Here is a 14,999-nt window from a genome sequence, read left to right as displayed (position 1 = left end):
GGCGCAGATGCCGGACGCCGCCGAGCGTGCGCGCCTGCTCGCGGACGACCCGTGGTGGCTGATCCTGCTGAAGGCGGTCGTCATCCTGCTGATCGGCCCGATCCTGACGATCTTCCTGATCGTCTGGGAGCGCAAGGCGGTCGGCCGCATGCAGAACCGGCCCGGCCCCAACCGCGTGGGCCCGGGCGGGTACCTGCAGTCGCTGGCCGACGCGATCAAGCTCCCGTTCAAGGAGCAGGTCGTGCCGGACACCGCCGACCGCAAGGTGTACTTCCTCGCCCCCGTGCTCGCCGCGATCCCCGCGCTCATCGCGCTCTCGGCGATCCCGTTCGGCCCGGTGGTGTCGATCTTCGGCGAGACGACCACGCTGCAGCTGGTCGACCTCCCGGTCGGCGTTTTGGTGATCCTCGCCTGTTCGTCGATCGGGGTGTACGGCATCGTGCTCGCCGGCTGGTCGTCGGGCTCGCCGTACCCGCTGCTCGGCGGGCTCCGCTCGGCGGCGCAGGTGATCTCCTACGAGATCGCGATGGGCCTCTCGATCGTCGCGGTGATCCTCTACTCGGGGTCCCTGCAGACGTCGCAAATCGTCGAGGCACAGGCCCACGGCTGGTACTTCTACATGCTGATCCCGAGCTTCGTGATCTACCTGATCTCGATGGTCGGCGAGACGAACCGCGCGCCGTTCGACCTCCCAGAGGCCGAGTCGGAGCTGGTCGGCGGCTTCCACACCGAGTACAGCTCGATGAAGTTCGCGATGTTCTTCCTCGCCGAATACGTGAACATGGTCATCGTCTCGGCCTTCTGCACCACGCTGTTCCTCGGCGGCTGGCGGTTCCCGTTCGTCGGCGACGATTCGCCGCTGAACCAGAATTGGTGGCCGATGCTCTGGTTCTTCGCCAAGACCTTCATCCTGCTGTTCTGCTTCATCTGGCTGCGCGGCACGCTGCCGCGGCTGCGCTACGACCAGTTCATGCGGCTCGGCTGGAAGGTCCTGGTGCCGATCAACCTGATCTGGATCCTCGTGGTCGTCGCAATCAAGACGATCCAGTGGAGCTGGCCGCAGATCCTCGTCGGCGTCGGCGTGGTCCTGGTGGTGCTGGTGCTGATCAGCCTCGCCGTGCCGAACAAGAAGGTCGAGAACGACGACTACGTCGACCTCACGGGCGGCGGCTTCCCGGTGCCCCCGCTGGACCTGCAGGTCCCCGAGAGCACTCCGCGCCAGAAGGCGCTGGCCAAGGCGGAGGCGAGGGCGGCGCGGCGCAAACCCGCGGGCGTCACCGCTTCGCCAGCACAGGAAGGGGCAGACAATGGGGGCAACTGACTTCCTCAACCCCATCAAGGGTTTCGGTGTCACCTTCGGGATGATGTTCAAGAAGGTCGCCACCGAGGAGTACCCGGAGGCCGGCGCCCCGGCCGCGCCGCGGTACCACGGCCGCCACCAGCTCAACCGCCACCCGGACGGGCTGGAGAAGTGCGTCGGGTGCGAGCTGTGCGCCTGGGCCTGCCCGGCCGACGCGATCTTCGTGGAGGGCGGCGACAACACCGAAGAGGCGCGGTACTCCCCGGGTGAGCGCTACGGCAAGGACTACCAGATCAACTACCTGCGCTGCATCGGCTGCGGGTTGTGCATCGAGGCCTGCCCCACGCGGTCCCTGACGATGATCAACTTCTACGAGCTCGCCGACGATGACCGCCAGCGGCTCATCTACACGAAGGAAGACCTGCTCGCCCCGCTGCTGCCGGGCATGGAGCAGCCGCCGCACCCGATGCGCCTGGGCGACAACGAGCAGGACTACTACGTGAACGGCCCCGAACTCGCGAAGGCGCAGCAGCAGGAGGCCAAGCAATGATCACGGCCCTTCTGGCGCAGGCGCCCGCCGCCGCGTCGTCCACGGTGTCGGTGGGCGAGGCCATCGCGTTCTGGATCCTCGGCCCGCTCTCCCTGCTGGGCGCGCTGGGGATGATCTTCTCCCGCAACGCCGTGCACTCGGCGCTGTGGCTGGTGCTGACGATGCTGAGCCTGGGCGCGCTGTACATGACGCAGTCGGCGCCGTTCCTCGGGTTCACGCAGATCATCGTCTACACCGGCGCGATCATGATGCTGTTCCTGTTCGTGCTGATGCTGGTCGGCCGCGAGAGCTCCGACTCCGTGGTCGAGGTGCTGCGCGGACAGCGGCTCGCGGCGACCGTGCTCGGCATCGGGCTCGCCGCCCTGATCGCCGCCGGCGTCTTCCGCTCGCTGGTGAACGTGACGCCGGCCCCGGCGCTCGACCCGTACGCCGCGAACGGCGGTGGCGCGGGCGGCCTCGGGCGGATCATCTTCACGCAGTACCTGTTCCCGTTCGAGCTCACCTCGGCGCTGCTCATCACCGCCGCGCTGGGCGCGATGGTGCTGGCGTTCACCGACCGCGGCAAGAAGGGCGGCAAGCTGCCGCAGCGCGAACTGGTCAAGCTGCGCTTCCGCGGCGAGCACGACCGCCCGTCGCCGCTGCCCGGCCCGGGTGTGTTCGCCACGGCCAACTCGGTCGCCGTCCCGGCCCTGCTGCCCGACGGCTCCATCGCGCCGGAGTCGCTCTCGGCGATCATCGAATCCACCTCGGCGCTGGAGCTCATGCGCGAGCGCAAGCTCATCGCCGACGAGGGCCCCAAGCCCGACGCGCACGCGCTGGTCGGCGGAAAGCCGTCGGAGAACGGCTCCGCCGCGGCCCGCGCTGACGAAGAAGGGGAAGGAAAGTGACCCCGAGCTACTACCTCCTGTTGTCGGCGTTGCTGTTTTCCATCGGCGCCGTCGGCGTCCTGGTGCGCCGCAACGCGATCGTCGTGTTCATGTGCATCGAGCTGATGCTGAACGCGGTGAACCTCACCCTGGTCACCTTCGCCCGCATCAACGGCGGGCTCGACGGCCAGGTGATGGCATTCTTCGTGATGGTCGTGGCCGCCGCCGAAGTCGTGGTGGGCCTGGCGATCATCATGTCGATCTTCCGCACCCGGCGCTCGGCCTCGGTCGACGACACGAACCTGCTGAAGTACTGAGGGAGACGACCGAGTGACCGCATCATCGTGGCTGCTGGTGGCCCTTCCCGCCCTCGGCGCCCTGATCCTGCTTCTTGCCGGGAAACGGGCGAGGGCGTGGGGGCACCTGCTCGGCACCGCCACTGTTCTCCTGGCCTTCGTCTACGGCGTGATCCTGTTCTTCTCGACGGACGGTGCCGCGACCGAGAACGTCAACCTGTACTCGTGGATCCCGGTGGGGCAGCTGCAGGTGGACTTCGGGCTGCGCATCGACGCGCTGTCGCTGACGTTCGTCCTGCTGATCACCGGCGTCGGCATGCTGATCCACTTCTACTCGATCGGCTACATGGCCGAGGACGAGGGCCGGTACCGCTTCTTCGCTTACCTCAACCTCTTCGTCGCCTCGATGCTGATCCTGGTGCTGGGCAACAGCTTCGTGACGCTGTACCTCGGCTGGGAAGGCGTGGGTCTCGCGTCGTACCTGCTCATCGGCTGGTACCAGAACCGCCCGTCCGCGGCGACCGCCGCGAAGAAGGCGTTCTTGATGAACCGCGTCGGTGACGGCGGGCTCGCGCTGGCGATCTTCCTGATGTTCAAGTACACCGGCTCCACCGGGTACACCCAGGTCTTCGCGGGCCTGACCAACGGGCAGATCCCGCCGGCCGCGATCACCGCGATCGGCATCCTGCTGCTGCTCGGCGCGTGCGGCAAGTCCGGCCAGTTCCCGCTGCAGGCGTGGCTGCCGGACGCGATGGAGGGCCCGACCCCCGTGTCGGCCCTGATCCACGCCGCAACGATGGTCACGGCGGGCGTTTACCTGGTCGCCCGCTCCAACGTCATCTACAGCGCCACGCCGGACGGGCGCCTGATCGTCACGCTCGTCGGTGCGGTGACGCTGCTGATCGGGTGCATCGTCGGGTGCGCGTACGACGACATCAAGAAGGTGCTCGCGTATTCCACCGTCAGCCAGATCGGCTACATGATGCTGGCGGTCGGCCTCGGGCCGGGCATCTACGCGCTCGGCATCATGCACCTGGTGGCCCACGGCTTCTTCAAGGCCGGGCTCTTCCTCGGCGCCGGTTCGGTCATGCACGGCATGAACGACGAGGTCGACATGCGCAAGTTCGGCGGCCTGGCCAAGAAGATGCCGATCACGTTCGTCACCTTCGGTCTCGGCTACCTCGCGCTGATCGGCTTCCCGTTCCTCGCGGGCTACTACACGAAGGACGCGATCATCGAGGCCGCGTTCGGCCAGGAGGCCTGGCGCGGCTGGGTGTTCGGCCTTGCCGGCATCATCGGCGCCGGGCTCACCGCGTTCTACATGACGCGCCTGATGATGATGACCTTCTTCGGCAAATCGCGCTGGAAGGACATCAAGAGCTCCGACGGCCGCGACTTCCATCCGCACGAGTCCAAGCCGATCATGTGGGTCCCGATGGCGATCCTGGCGATCGGGTCGGTCGGCTCCGGTGCGTTCTTCGCGATCGGCGACCGGTTCGAGGACTGGCTGGCCCCGACCGTCGGCCCGTACCACGAGGCCGAGCACGCCCCGATCCCGGCGGCGACGATCCCGTGGCTCACACTCCTGCTCGCGCTGATCGGGGCGCTGCTCGCGATCTGGATCTTCCGCCCCGGCCGCGACATCCCGGTCGAGCGCCCGGAGCGCGTGTCCTGGATCGTCCGGGCGGCGCGCAAGGACCTGTACGGCAACGCCCTCAACGAGACGCTGGTCGCCCGCCCGGGCACCTGGCTCGCGCGGGCGCTGGTGTACGTCGACAACCGCGGGGTCGACGGGGCGGTCAACGGCCTCGCCGCGGCACTCGGCGGCGGGTCCGGGCGCCTGCGGCGCCTGCAGACCGGGTTCGTCCGGTCGTACGCGCTGTCCATGCTCGGCGGCACGTTCCTGCTTCTGGCGGCCCTTCTGCTGGTGAGGTTCTCCTGACATGACTTGGCTTCTGGCGCTCATCCTGCTGCCGCTGGCCGGCTCGCTGGTGCTGGCGTTCCTGAAGGGGAACGACCGGGCCGCGATCGCGACCGCGCTGGTCGTGTCCATTGCGGAGTTCCTGCTGATCATCCCGTTCTGGGCGAGCTACTCGCCCTCGGGCGCACGGATCCAGCAGGCCACCTCGATGGACTGGATCCCCACCTTCGGCATCCACATCGCGTTCGGCACCGACGGCATCTCGCTGATCATGATCGCGGTGATCGCCCTGCTCGTGCCGATCGTGGTGGGCGCGCTCGGGCTCACCGACAAGCTCCCGGCCGGCCGCAGCGCCGGCGGGTTCCTGTCGCTGATCCTGCTGCAGGAGGCGATCACGATCGGCGTCTTCGCGGCGACCGACGTGTTCCTCTTCTACGTGCTGTTCGAGATCATGCTGATCCCGATGTACTTCCTGATCGGCGGCTACGGCGGCGCGAACCGGCAGTACGCGGCGGTGAAGTTCTTCCTGTACTCGTTCCTCGGCGGCCTGATCATGCTGGCCTCGGCGATCGGCGCGTACTCGCTCGCGTCGGACAAGCTGGGCCACGGCACGTTCGACTGGGCCACCTTGGTCACCGTGGTGCGGGACGCGCCGACGGGCACGCAGATCTGGCTGTTCCTCGGCTTCTTCCTCGCGTTCGCGATCAAGGCGCCGCTGGTGCCGTTCCACACCTGGCTCCCGGACGCCGCGGGCCAGGCCCCGATCGGGGTCGCGGTGCTGCTGGTCGGTGTGCTCGACAAGGTCGGCACGTTCGGCTTCCTGCGCTACTGCCTGCCGATGTTCCCCGAAGCGAGCAAGACGCTGGCGCCGCTGGTGCTGGTGCTGTCGGTGATCGGCGTGCTCTACGGCTCGATCCTCGCCGCGGGGCAGTCGGACATGAAGCGGTTCATCGCCTACGTCTCGATCGCCCACTTCGGGTTCATCGCGCTCGGCATCTTCACCTTCAACGAGCAGGCGATGGTCGGTTCGGTGTCGTACATGCTGAACCACAGCCTCTCGACCGGGATGCTGATCGTGGTGATCGGCTTGATCGTGATGCGCGGTGGGTCCACACGGATCTCCGACTACGGCGGCATGGCGAAGGTGACCCCGCTGCTCGGCGGGATGCTGCTGATCGCCGGCCTCTCGGCGCTGTCGCTGCCGGGCACCAACTCGTTCATCAGCGAGTTCCTGGTGCTGCTGGGCTCCTTCGTGACGCAGCCGGTGTACGCGATCATCGCGACGGTCGGCATGGTGCTCGCCGCGGCGTACGTGCTGTGGCTCTACCAGCGGATCATGCAAGGCCCGGTGCGCGGCGACGCGCTCATCGGCGTCGGCGGCGGCCCGGGCACCGCGATGGCGCCGGAACTCGGCGCCAAGAAGGCCATCAAGGACCTCGGCGGCAAGGAGATCGCGATCCTGGCCCCGCTGGTTTTCCTCATCATCGGCCTGGGCTTCTACCCCAAGCCGCTGCTCGACACGATCACCCCGTCGGTGCAGGCGACGCTGTCTGCCGTGCAGGGAGGCAAGTAACCCGTGCTCGACATGTTCCTCACCCAGGCGCCGGCGCAGCTGCCGACGCCCTCGATCGACTACGCAGCCGTGCTGCCGCTGCTGATCGTCTTCGGCGTCGCGTGCGTCAGCGTGCTGGTGGAGGCCTTCGCGCCCAGGAACCTGCGCTGGGGCCTGCAGGTGTTCATGAGCCTGCTCGCGATCGTCGCGTCCGGTGCGGCGCTGGTGTTCTACGCGACGGACAACTCGCCGAAGGCGGGTGTGACCACGTTCGCGGGAGCCATCTCGGTGGACCGGCCGTCGCTGTTCCTCTGGGGCACGCTGCTCCTGCTGGCGCTCGGCGCGGTGTTCCTCATCGCCGACCGCAAGGTCGAGCCGGGTGGCGCGTTCGTGGCGCAGGCCGCGATCAGCCCCGGTACCGTGCAGGACCGCGCGCAGGTCGCCACCGCGACGAGGTCGCAGACCGAGGTGTTCCCGCTGACGCTGTTCGCGCTCGGCGGCATGATGGCCTTCACCGCGGCCAACGACCTGCTGACGATGTTCATCGCCCTCGAGGTGCTGAGCCTGCCGCTGTACCTCATGTGCGGCCTGGCCCGGCGGCGCCGGCTCATCTCGCAGGAGTCGGCGGTGAAGTACTTCCTGCTGGGCGCGTTCTCCTCGGCGTTCTTCCTCTACGGCCTCGCGCTGCTCTACGGCTACGCGAACTCCGTGAAGCTCGCTGACATCGCCAACGCCGCCGCCGGCTCGGACCGCTCGGACACGCTGCTGTTCGCCGGCCTCGGCCTGCTCGTGGTCGGCCTGCTGTTCAAGGGCTCGGTCGGCCCGTTCCACACCTGGACGCCGGACGTCTACCAGGGCGCCCCGACGCCGGTGACGGGCTTCATGGCCGCGTGCACGAAGGTCGCGGCGTTCGGCGCGATCCTGCGCGTGCTGTCCGTCGCGTTCTCCTCGACCAGCTGGGAGTGGCGCGGCGTGCTGTGGGCCGTGGCGATCATCTCGATGGCGATCGGCGCGATCCTCGGGCTCACGCAGACCGACGTGAAGCGCATGATCGCGTACTCCTCGATCGCCCACGCGGGCTTCCTGCTCGTCGGCGCGATCGCGATGACCGAAGACGGCCTGTCGAGCACGCTGTTCTACCTGCTCGCCTACGGCTTCACCACGCTGGCGGCGTTCGGCGTGATCAGCCTCGTGCGGGACGGCAGCGGGGAGGCCACGCACCTGTCGGCGTGGGCGGGCCTGGCGAAGCGCTCGCCGGTGCTCGCGGGCGTGTTCACGTTCCTCCTGCTGGCTCTCGCCGGTATCCCGCTGACGAGCGGCTTCGTGGGCAAGTTCGTGGTGTTCTCCGCGGCGCTGTCCGACGGCATGGCCCCGCTGGTGGTGGTCGCCCTGGTGTTCAGCGCGGTGGCGGCGTTCTTCTACCTGCGCGTGATCGTGCTGATGTACTTCTCCGAGCCGGCCGCCGACGGCCCGACGGTCGCCATCCCGGGCGGCTTCACCACGGCGGCCATCACGCTCGGCGTGGTGGTCACGCTGGTGCTGGGCCTGGTGCCGACCTTCGCCTTGAACTGGGCGGCTTCAGGCGGCTTCGCTGGGTAGTCGGCCTCGGCTTCGCCGAGGCGGCGAGATCGCCTTTGAGCCGGCTTCTTCCTCACGATGTGCTCGACCCCGGGGGGCCCGAACACATCGTGAGGAAAAAAACCGGCGCGATCTCGTGGGGTGGTCAGTAGGTGAGGGAGGCTGTTGCGGAGGATTTCGCGGCAGCCTTCGTCGTGTCCGGCCGATAAGCTCAGGGCATGGTCATCGAGCGAGTGCGGATCACGGACGTGCTGGGGTTCCGCGGTCCGCGCACGGTGGACCTGCGGCTGCCCGGACCGGGCTGGATCGTGCTCGCCGGGCGCAACGGGTCGGGCAAGACGACGTTCCTGCGCGCGCTGGCGCAGGCGATCGTGCGGCCGCCGTTCGCCGACGATCTGGTCGGTGAGGACAGCTCGATCGACGTCGAGGTGGTGGGCGAGGGGCCTGCGTTCTGCGCCGGCTACGGTCCGTTCCGGCGGCTGGCCGGGGGCGCGCCGGAGGCGCAGTCCCTGATGCGCGGCGAGTTCGCGCGCGTGGCGAGCCTGTTCAGCGAGGACGCGTCGCTGGCCGAGGGCGTCGCGTGGCTGATCAACCAGCACCTGCGCGCGCTGGAGGGCAAGGCGGGTGCGCGGGAGCTGAAGGATTCCGTGCTGGGCCTGCTCGGCGACGGCTTGCTGCCCGACGGCTACCGCGTGCGCGACGTCGACTCCGACGGCCTGTGGGTGTCCTACCGCGGCGACCGCTTCCCGCTGCGCGAGATGAGCGACGGGTACCGCACCGTCACGGCTCTGGTCGTCGACCTCGTGCGGCAGCTCGCGGAGGCCGGGCTCGGGGTGGACGCGCCGGGTGTGGTGCTGATCGACGAGGTCGACGCGCACCTGCACGTGTCGTGGCAGAAGCGGATCGGGCCGTGGCTCAAGGCGCACTTCCCGCGGATCCAGTTCGTGGTGAGCACGCACAGCCCGTACGTGTGCCAGGCGGCCGACCCGGGCGGGCTGATCCGGCTGCCAGGGCCGGACGAGCAGGAGCCGCCGCGGGTGGTGTCCGACGAGCTGTACCGGCGCGTGGTCTACGGCAGCGGTGACGACGCCGTGCTGTCGGACCTGTTCGGGCTGGACAGCCCCTACTCACCGCGGGCCGTCGAGCTGCGCGAGCACCTGGCGGAGCTGGAGCTGCTCGTAGCGACGGGCCAGGCCGACGCCGCCGGCGTGCGTGAGTGGGAGCAGCTGCGCCGGCGGCTGAGCAGCTCGCCGCCCAGCCGGGTCGAGGACGTGACGCGGAACTTCGACGAGCGGTGATCGCGCTGCGCCGCGTGGCGCTGCCTGCCTCGGTGTCTTCGGAGCTCTTGCGGTTGACGGCGCGTATCCCGCACGGGGACACGAAAACCGCGCGTCGCTTGTGGACTTCCGCCCGCGGGGCCAGGCGGGCGATCCGCGCCCAGCTCGGCGTGATGGCCTCGGGCCGCGGCTACTGCATGTACTGCGGCGACGGCCTCGGGTCCACTGTGGACCACTTCGAACCGGTGGCCCGCAACCCGCGCCGGGCGTTCGACTGGCTGAACCACTTGCTGGCGTGCGAGTTCTGCAACAGCCACCACAAGCGCGACCGGTTCCCGGTCGACAACGCCGGGGAGCCGCTACTCATCGACCCCACCGTCGACGACCCGCTGGACCACCTGTTCCTCGTGCTGTCCATCGGCACCTACCGCGCACTGACCGACAAGGGCCGCGCGACGATCGAGGTGTGCGGCCTGAACCGGCCCCTGCTGGAACGCGGGCGCGCCGCCGCGGTGGAACAGGTGGCGGCCCTGGTGACGCACTGGTGGCTCGGTTCCGCGGACGCCCGCCGCCGCGCCGTGTGGACCCTGCAGGACCAACCCCACGCCGACGTGCTGCACGCGATGCTGCGCCAGGCCTCGCTGCCGGGCGCTTCGCGGGTGCTGGACCCCGACCTGCTTCCGCTGCTTCAGGATCCGGCCCTGCGCACCGCCCTGCAGACGTGAAACCGCCGACGCGCCCCGAGCGACCCGCGCCGGCTTCTGGTCCGCACGACGCCGCTGAGGTACAGGCCTCTGCCCACCCGGCAAGGCCGCGCCGGCTCGTGGCCCGGCGCGGCCGCTGAGATGGCAGCGCTGCTGCGCCACTCCGAAGGTCGCGCTGGTTTTTATTGCGCGTGGCGCTGTCGACGTGGCAAGGCCCCTGAACCACCCCCGCGAGGCCGCGCCCGCATTTGGTCCGCGTGATCTTGCCGAGGTGGCAGGGCCACTCAACCACTCCGCCAGATCGCGCCGGCTTCTGGATCACGTGGCGCTGTTGAGGTGGCCGGGCCGCTGAGCCACTCCAGGGTCGTATCGGTTTCTGGCGTGTGTGACGCTGTTTGAGGTGACAGCGCGCTGAGCGACTTCGCCAGGTCGTGCCGGTTTTTGGTCCGCGTGGCGCTGGTGAGGTGGCGATGTTGCTGAACGACCACGGTGAGGCCGTGCCCGCTTGTGGTTTGTGTGCTTTTGTTGAGGTGGTAGTGCCCTTAAGCGACTTCGCCGAGTCGCGCCGATTTCTGCCCGCGTGACGCTGTTGAGGCGGCAGCGCCGCTGAGCCACTCCAGGGTCGTATCGGTTTCTGGCGTGCGTGACGCTGTTGAGGTGGCAGCGGCGCTGAGTTACTTCGCCGAATCGCGCGGTTTTTTAGTTCCGCGTGGCGCTGTTGAGGTGACGAGACTGCTGAACCACACGGCGAGGCCGTGCCCGCTTGTGGCTCGCGTGCTTTTGTTGAGGCGACAGCGGCGCTGAGTTACTTCGCCGAGTCGCGCCGGTTTCTGGCCGGCGTGGCGCCGGCGAGAAAGCCGGTGCGCCACCCCGCGAGGCCTTGTCGTTTCTGGACCGCGCGACGCTGCCCGGCCCTCGGCCGAGCTGGCGCCGTTGCTGCAGGGTCCGGCCTTGCGGCTGCCCTGCTGACGGGCAAAGGGCTGAACCACCCCGCGAAATCGCGCCGGTTTTTCCGCACGATGTGTTCGGCCCCCAGCCCGAACACATCGTGCGGAAGAAGCCGGCTCAAAGGCGATCTCGCCGCCTCGGCGAAGCCGAGGCAAAACTACACAGGGGAGCACGAAGTGCGACCGACGGTGACAGCGCCGGTGATCCCGGATGCCGGCGCGAAGTCGATGCGCAGCATGGTGAGGCTGATGCTGCCGTCGCCGGGGAGGGTCTGGGTGTTGAAGACCGCGTTGGCCAGCACGGTGCCGTTGGCTTTGGTGATGGGCTTGGTGTAGTTCGCCGGCATCGGTGACGGCAGGCCGGTGATGCCCGCGAGGCCGCTGAACGTCCAGTTCGCGTTCGTCTGCCGCTGCGCCGCGTCGCACGTGACGGTGTAGCTCGCCAGGCGGATGCGCGGCCCGCCGGCGCTCACGAGGGCCGAGAGCTCGAAATTCTTCCCGGTGGCCGTCGATTTGGTGGTGGTCGTGTCGTTGTCCGGATCCACGACGGTGGTCGTGCACGACGACGTCCCGCCGCCGAACGTGAGCCCCGGCTTGGTCACGGACTCCGCCGACGCGCTCGTCGGCCCCTCCACCGCGCACGGTGCCAGCGTCGGCACCGTCACCGTGGTCGCGCCCTTGGTGAAACTCGCTTCACCGAGGTCCGCCACCCCGGCCGGCGTGTCCGCGTGCGCCATCCCGCCCGTGACCACGCCCCCGGCCACCACGACCGCCGCGACGAGCCCCGCCCGCCTGCTGTTCCTGCGCATACTTGTCCTCCGCTGTGCCGTTCTCTCGACCGCGCCGCTCTCCCCGCTGCCCGGAGCGCGCCGGTGATCTCCCACTGAGTGAATATCCGCGCGCCCGTTTCGCCCGTTGCGCTGCTGAGCGTCGATCACCCGTCCGTGCGGGTGGTTCAACCCGTTCGTGGTTCCCGAGGTGTCCGGGTCGGTGGGAGAACGTCCGTCGGCGCCCGATGTCATGTTCGTCACCGTTTCCCCTGGACAGCGGTTAAACGGCGGCCCAGGGGTAGCCACTACTCTGAAGACCGGAAACCTGCCGGCGCATGAGAGAGCGGAGCCGACGTGTCTGTGTCTTCACCACCCCCGGGGGCGGGAGCCGCCGCTGCGCGGGATGGCGCTGCGCGGGATGGCGCTGTCGAGGACCTGCGCGCGACCGTCGGGCTGCAGATCGAGGACGAGGAGCTGCTGCGGGCGGTTGCCGGGGGGCTGGCGGACGTCGAGGCGATGCTGCGGGACGTCGTGAAGAGCGATGTGCAGGCGGTGCACGACGCGGCGTTGCACCTGGTCGAGGCGGGGGGCAAACGTTTCCGTCCCCTGTTCACGCTGCTGTCGGCGCAGTTCGGGCCCAAGCAGGGAGAGCACGTGCTCATCGCGGCCGCCGCGGTGGAGCTGGTGCACCTGGCGACGCTGTACCACGACGACGTGATGGACGAGGCGACCATGCGGCGCGGCGCGGAGAGCGTCAACGCGCGCTGGGACAACACCGTCGCGATCCTGACCGGCGACTTCCTCTTCGCCCACGCCTCCCGCCTGGTCGCAGACCTCGGCACCGACGCGGCGCGCATCATCGCCGAGACGTTCGGCGAGCTCGTGACCGGGCAGATGCGCGAGACGGTCGGCCCGGGCCCCGGCGACGACCCCGTCGAGCATTACCTCACGGTCATCGCGCAGAAGACCGGCTCGCTGATCGCGACGTCCGGGCGGTTCGGCGGCATGATGTCCGGCGCGCCCGAGGAGTACATCCAGGCGCTGTGCCGCTTCGGGGAGCTCATCGGCACGGCGTTCCAGATCTCGGACGACATCATCGACATCGCGTCGCCCTCCGACGAGCTGGGCAAGGTGCAGGGCACGGACCTGCGCGAAGGCGTCCGCACGCTGCCCATGCTGTACGCGCTGGCCGACCCGGCCACCGACCCGCGGCTCGTGGAGCTGCTCGCCGGCCCCATCACCGAGGACGCTCTGGTCGAGGAGGCCCTCGAGCTCTTGCGAAGTTCTCACGGACTCGAACGCGCGCGCGTCACCCTTTCCGACTACGCTTCGCGAGCACGTGCCGAGCTCGCAGCGCTGCCCGCTTCCCCCGCGCGCGATGCCTGCGAGTCGGTCGCCGACTACCTGGTCGCGCGAACGCACTAAAAGGGGCAGGAAAGATGTCCATTTTCGGACAGGTCTGGCTGTGGAGTCTGCTGGCTTTCTTCGTCGGTGCGCTCGTGGCCTGGTTGGTCCTCGTGTTGCCGGCGCGCAAGCGGGTCCGCGAGCTGGAGGAAGCGCTGGCCGCGGCGCACGCCGAGAACGCGCGCACGCCGGCCAACGCGGCGGCGCTGGCCGCGACCGGCACCGCGGTGCCGGCGCCGGTCACACCGGAGTTCTCGGGGTCCGAGACGACTTCGGTGTCTTCGGTGTCCTCGGTGTCTTCGGACGACCACGACTTCGCCGAGCCGGATCTCACCCCGTCGTGGGCCCGCGACGAGCGTGAGCACGCCCCGACCGAGCTGATCAGCGCGACGCCGTCGCCCGGGTTCGAGCCCGAGGCCGAGTACGAGGCGGAGTACCGGACGGCACCGGACCCGGAGCCCGTCGCCGACGACTTCGAGCCGGCCGCCGCGCCGTCCTCCGTGGACAGTGGCGCCGCGTACCGCGCGGCCGCGACCGAATACCTGAACCCCGTCGCCCGCGATTCCGGCAGTGGTTACCACGCCGCGCCGGAGCCCGCGTTCGAACCGGACGAAGAGGACCACGGCAGCGGCTACCACCGTGCGCCGGAGCCGGCGTCGATCGAAAGCAAGCTCGAGCCCGAGGCGTCCTTCGGCGCTACCGGCGAACCGGTGTCGCTGTTCCAGAAGCCCGCGGCCGCCCCGGAACCGGAGGCCCGGCCGGAAACGGCCGAATCGGACTGGTTCACCAAGGAGCGCTCACCCTTCGAAGAACCCGGCGACCACGAAGGAACCGGCGACTACCTCGAAGAGCACGAGGCCACCGAGCACCTCACGCCCACCTCGCCGCCGGGCGCCGCGGCGGAGTCCGTCGGGTCCACGGAGTCTGTGGAGTCCACAGAGGACTCAGTCGAGGACTCGCTGGAGCCGGGGGCCCTGCCCAAGCGCCAGCCGCGCGAATCCCCGCGAGGCGGGTTCGAGCCTCCGCGGCCGATCGAGCCGTCGATGCGTTCGGTCGAACGCCGCGACCCGGAGCTCACCGGTGCCCAAAGTGGATCGTTGTTCGAGCCGTCGGTGCAACCCAACCAGGTCGCCGCCGCCATGGCGGCGCCCGAACCCCCGCCGGCCCGCCAGACTCCCGAAGACTCCGTACCGCCCGGCCCGTTCGGCCCGGGCTCCGCGATGCCCCGTCCGGGCGGCGGCCGCCCCTCCGACGCCTTTACGGTCAAAGCGAGCGTCACCGCGCTGCGCTACTGCACCGACGAGTCGCCCCAATTCCCGCGCATGGTGGCCGAAGTCTGGTTCCGCACACCGGCCGACGCGGAACGCGTCGGCTTCCGGCCGCTTCTCTGATTGCCTGCGGCTTCGCCGGGGCAATCAGAGAAGCTGTGTTGTCTGCCCCGGCTCCGCCGAGGCGGCGCGATCTCGCGGTGTGGTGACCCTTGTGCGAAGCTGGCTTTCCATGGCTGGTGGAATTTGTTGTGGGTGGCCGAAGTGTGGCCGGGCGGTAGGTTGTCTTGTCCGCCAAGGGATCCTGCGGGGCCCGTGTCCCGGAGTTCGGCCGGCGGGTTTGTGCTTGGCGTGGGGGTCGGGCGCATCGTGGGGAGGAAGCCGGCGGGATCTCGCGGTGTGGTGACCCTTGTGCGGAGCTGGCTATCCATAGCTGATGGAATTTGTTGTGGGTGGCCGAAGTGTGGCCGGGCGGTAGGTTGTCTTGTCCGCCAAGGGATCCTGCGGGGCCCGTGTCCTGGAGTTCGGCCGGTCGGTTGCGGCGTCATCGCAACCGTGTCGGTGGA

Annotated in this window: 12 protein-coding genes; 11 read left to right on the top strand and 1 reads right to left on the bottom strand. The window is 69.2% G+C overall.

The genetic code is table 11. The annotated features are described in order from the left end of the window. The first annotated feature begins 7 nt into the window (after positions 1-7). The 9 genes from nuoH to I6J71_RS41100 all read left to right on the top strand — a co-directional run bounded on the left by nuoH (position 8) and on the right by I6J71_RS41100 (position 10,065). The gene (gene nuoH / locus I6J71_RS41140; protein WP_204097500.1) at positions 8-1,321 is read left to right on the top strand and encodes an NADH-quinone oxidoreductase subunit NuoH; all 1,314 of its coding nucleotides are present in this window, start codon (positions 8-10) and stop codon (positions 1,319-1,321) included. Beyond that, entirely contained in the window at positions 1,308-1,850 is a 543-nt protein-coding gene (gene nuoI / locus I6J71_RS41135) for an NADH-quinone oxidoreductase subunit NuoI (protein ID WP_204091783.1), read from the top strand. The genes nuoH and nuoI overlap by 14 nt, the downstream gene beginning before the upstream one ends. Then, a complete protein-coding gene (locus I6J71_RS41130) occupies positions 1,847-2,737 on the top strand; it encodes an NADH-quinone oxidoreductase subunit J (RefSeq protein WP_204091782.1) in 891 nt (296 codons plus the stop codon). Before nuoI ends, I6J71_RS41130 begins: the two co-directional genes overlap by 4 nt. Then, entirely contained in the window at positions 2,734-3,033 is a 300-nt protein-coding gene (gene nuoK / locus I6J71_RS41125) for an NADH-quinone oxidoreductase subunit NuoK (RefSeq protein WP_204091781.1), read from the top strand. The genes I6J71_RS41130 and nuoK overlap by 4 nt, the downstream gene beginning before the upstream one ends. A 13-nt stretch (positions 3,034-3,046) precedes the next feature. Next, positions 3,047-4,954 carry an NADH-quinone oxidoreductase subunit L gene (nuoL, locus tag I6J71_RS41120; RefSeq protein WP_204091780.1) on the top strand — a complete coding sequence of 636 codons (1,908 nt, stop codon included), beginning with the start codon at positions 3,047-3,049 and terminating at the stop codon, positions 4,952-4,954. 1 nt (position 4,955) lies between these two features. Further along, on the top strand, positions 4,956-6,506 hold the full coding sequence (locus I6J71_RS41115) for an NADH-quinone oxidoreductase subunit M (RefSeq protein WP_204091779.1): 1,551 nt from the start codon (positions 4,956-4,958) through the stop codon (positions 6,504-6,506). A 12-nt stretch (positions 6,507-6,518) separates the two neighbouring features. Continuing rightward, positions 6,519-8,084, top strand: a complete 1,566-nt coding sequence (gene nuoN, locus I6J71_RS41110; protein WP_204097499.1) for an NADH-quinone oxidoreductase subunit NuoN — start codon at positions 6,519-6,521, stop codon at positions 8,082-8,084. Positions 8,085-8,281: 197 nt separating this feature from the next. Further along, positions 8,282-9,361 carry an AAA family ATPase gene (locus I6J71_RS41105; RefSeq protein ID WP_204091778.1) on the top strand — a complete coding sequence of 360 codons (1,080 nt, stop codon included), beginning with the start codon at positions 8,282-8,284 and terminating at the stop codon, positions 9,359-9,361. Positions 9,362-9,459: 98 nt separating this feature from the next. Then, on the top strand, positions 9,460-10,065 hold the full coding sequence (locus I6J71_RS41100; RefSeq protein WP_239154198.1) for an HNH endonuclease: 606 nt from the start codon (positions 9,460-9,462) through the stop codon (positions 10,063-10,065). 1,084 nt (positions 10,066-11,149) lie between these two features. Here the strand turns inward: I6J71_RS41100 and I6J71_RS41095 are convergent. Continuing rightward, entirely contained in the window at positions 11,150-11,800 is a 651-nt protein-coding gene (locus tag I6J71_RS41095; RefSeq protein WP_204091776.1) for a hypothetical protein, read from the bottom strand. A 321-nt stretch (positions 11,801-12,121) separates the two neighbouring features. On the opposite strand from I6J71_RS41095, the gene I6J71_RS41090 reads away from it, so the two are divergent. Then, positions 12,122-13,186, top strand: a complete 1,065-nt coding sequence (locus tag I6J71_RS41090; RefSeq protein WP_304503258.1) for a polyprenyl synthetase family protein — start codon at positions 12,122-12,124, stop codon at positions 13,184-13,186. A gap of 14 nt (positions 13,187-13,200) precedes the next feature. Continuing rightward, a complete protein-coding gene (locus I6J71_RS41085) occupies positions 13,201-14,556 on the top strand; it encodes a hypothetical protein (RefSeq protein ID WP_204091775.1) in 1,356 nt (451 codons plus the stop codon). Positions 14,557-14,999 lie beyond the last annotated feature (443 nt).

The organism is Amycolatopsis sp. FDAARGOS 1241 (genome assembly GCF_016889705.1).
Taxonomy (GTDB): domain Bacteria; phylum Actinomycetota; class Actinomycetes; order Mycobacteriales; family Pseudonocardiaceae; genus Amycolatopsis.
The sequence above is the reverse complement of the archived record's forward strand: the minus strand, read 5'-3'. Positions and strand labels throughout refer to the sequence as shown.

What these genes read in the sequence shown, in the direction of transcription:
- I6J71_RS41095 (WP_204091776.1), bottom strand. Translation starts at nt 11,800, where the DNA reads ATGCGCAGGAACAGCAGGCGGGCGGGGCTCGTCGCGGCGGTCGTGGTG.
- I6J71_RS41105 (WP_204091778.1), top strand. Translation starts at nt 8,282, where the DNA reads ATGGTCATCGAGCGAGTGCGGATCACGGACGTGCTGGGGTTCCGCGGT.
- I6J71_RS41115 (WP_204091779.1), top strand. Translation starts at nt 4,956, where the DNA reads ATGACTTGGCTTCTGGCGCTCATCCTGCTGCCGCTGGCCGGCTCGCTG.
- nuoI (WP_204091783.1), top strand. Translation starts at nt 1,308, where the DNA reads ATGGGGGCAACTGACTTCCTCAACCCCATCAAGGGTTTCGGTGTCACC.
- nuoH (WP_204097500.1), top strand. Translation starts at nt 8, where the DNA reads ATGCCGGACGCCGCCGAGCGTGCGCGCCTGCTCGCGGACGACCCGTGG.
- I6J71_RS41085 (WP_204091775.1), top strand. Translation starts at nt 13,201, where the DNA reads ATGTCCATTTTCGGACAGGTCTGGCTGTGGAGTCTGCTGGCTTTCTTC.
- nuoN (WP_204097499.1), top strand. Translation starts at nt 6,519, where the DNA reads ATGTTCCTCACCCAGGCGCCGGCGCAGCTGCCGACGCCCTCGATCGAC.
- I6J71_RS41130 (WP_204091782.1), top strand. Translation starts at nt 1,847, where the DNA reads ATGATCACGGCCCTTCTGGCGCAGGCGCCCGCCGCCGCGTCGTCCACG.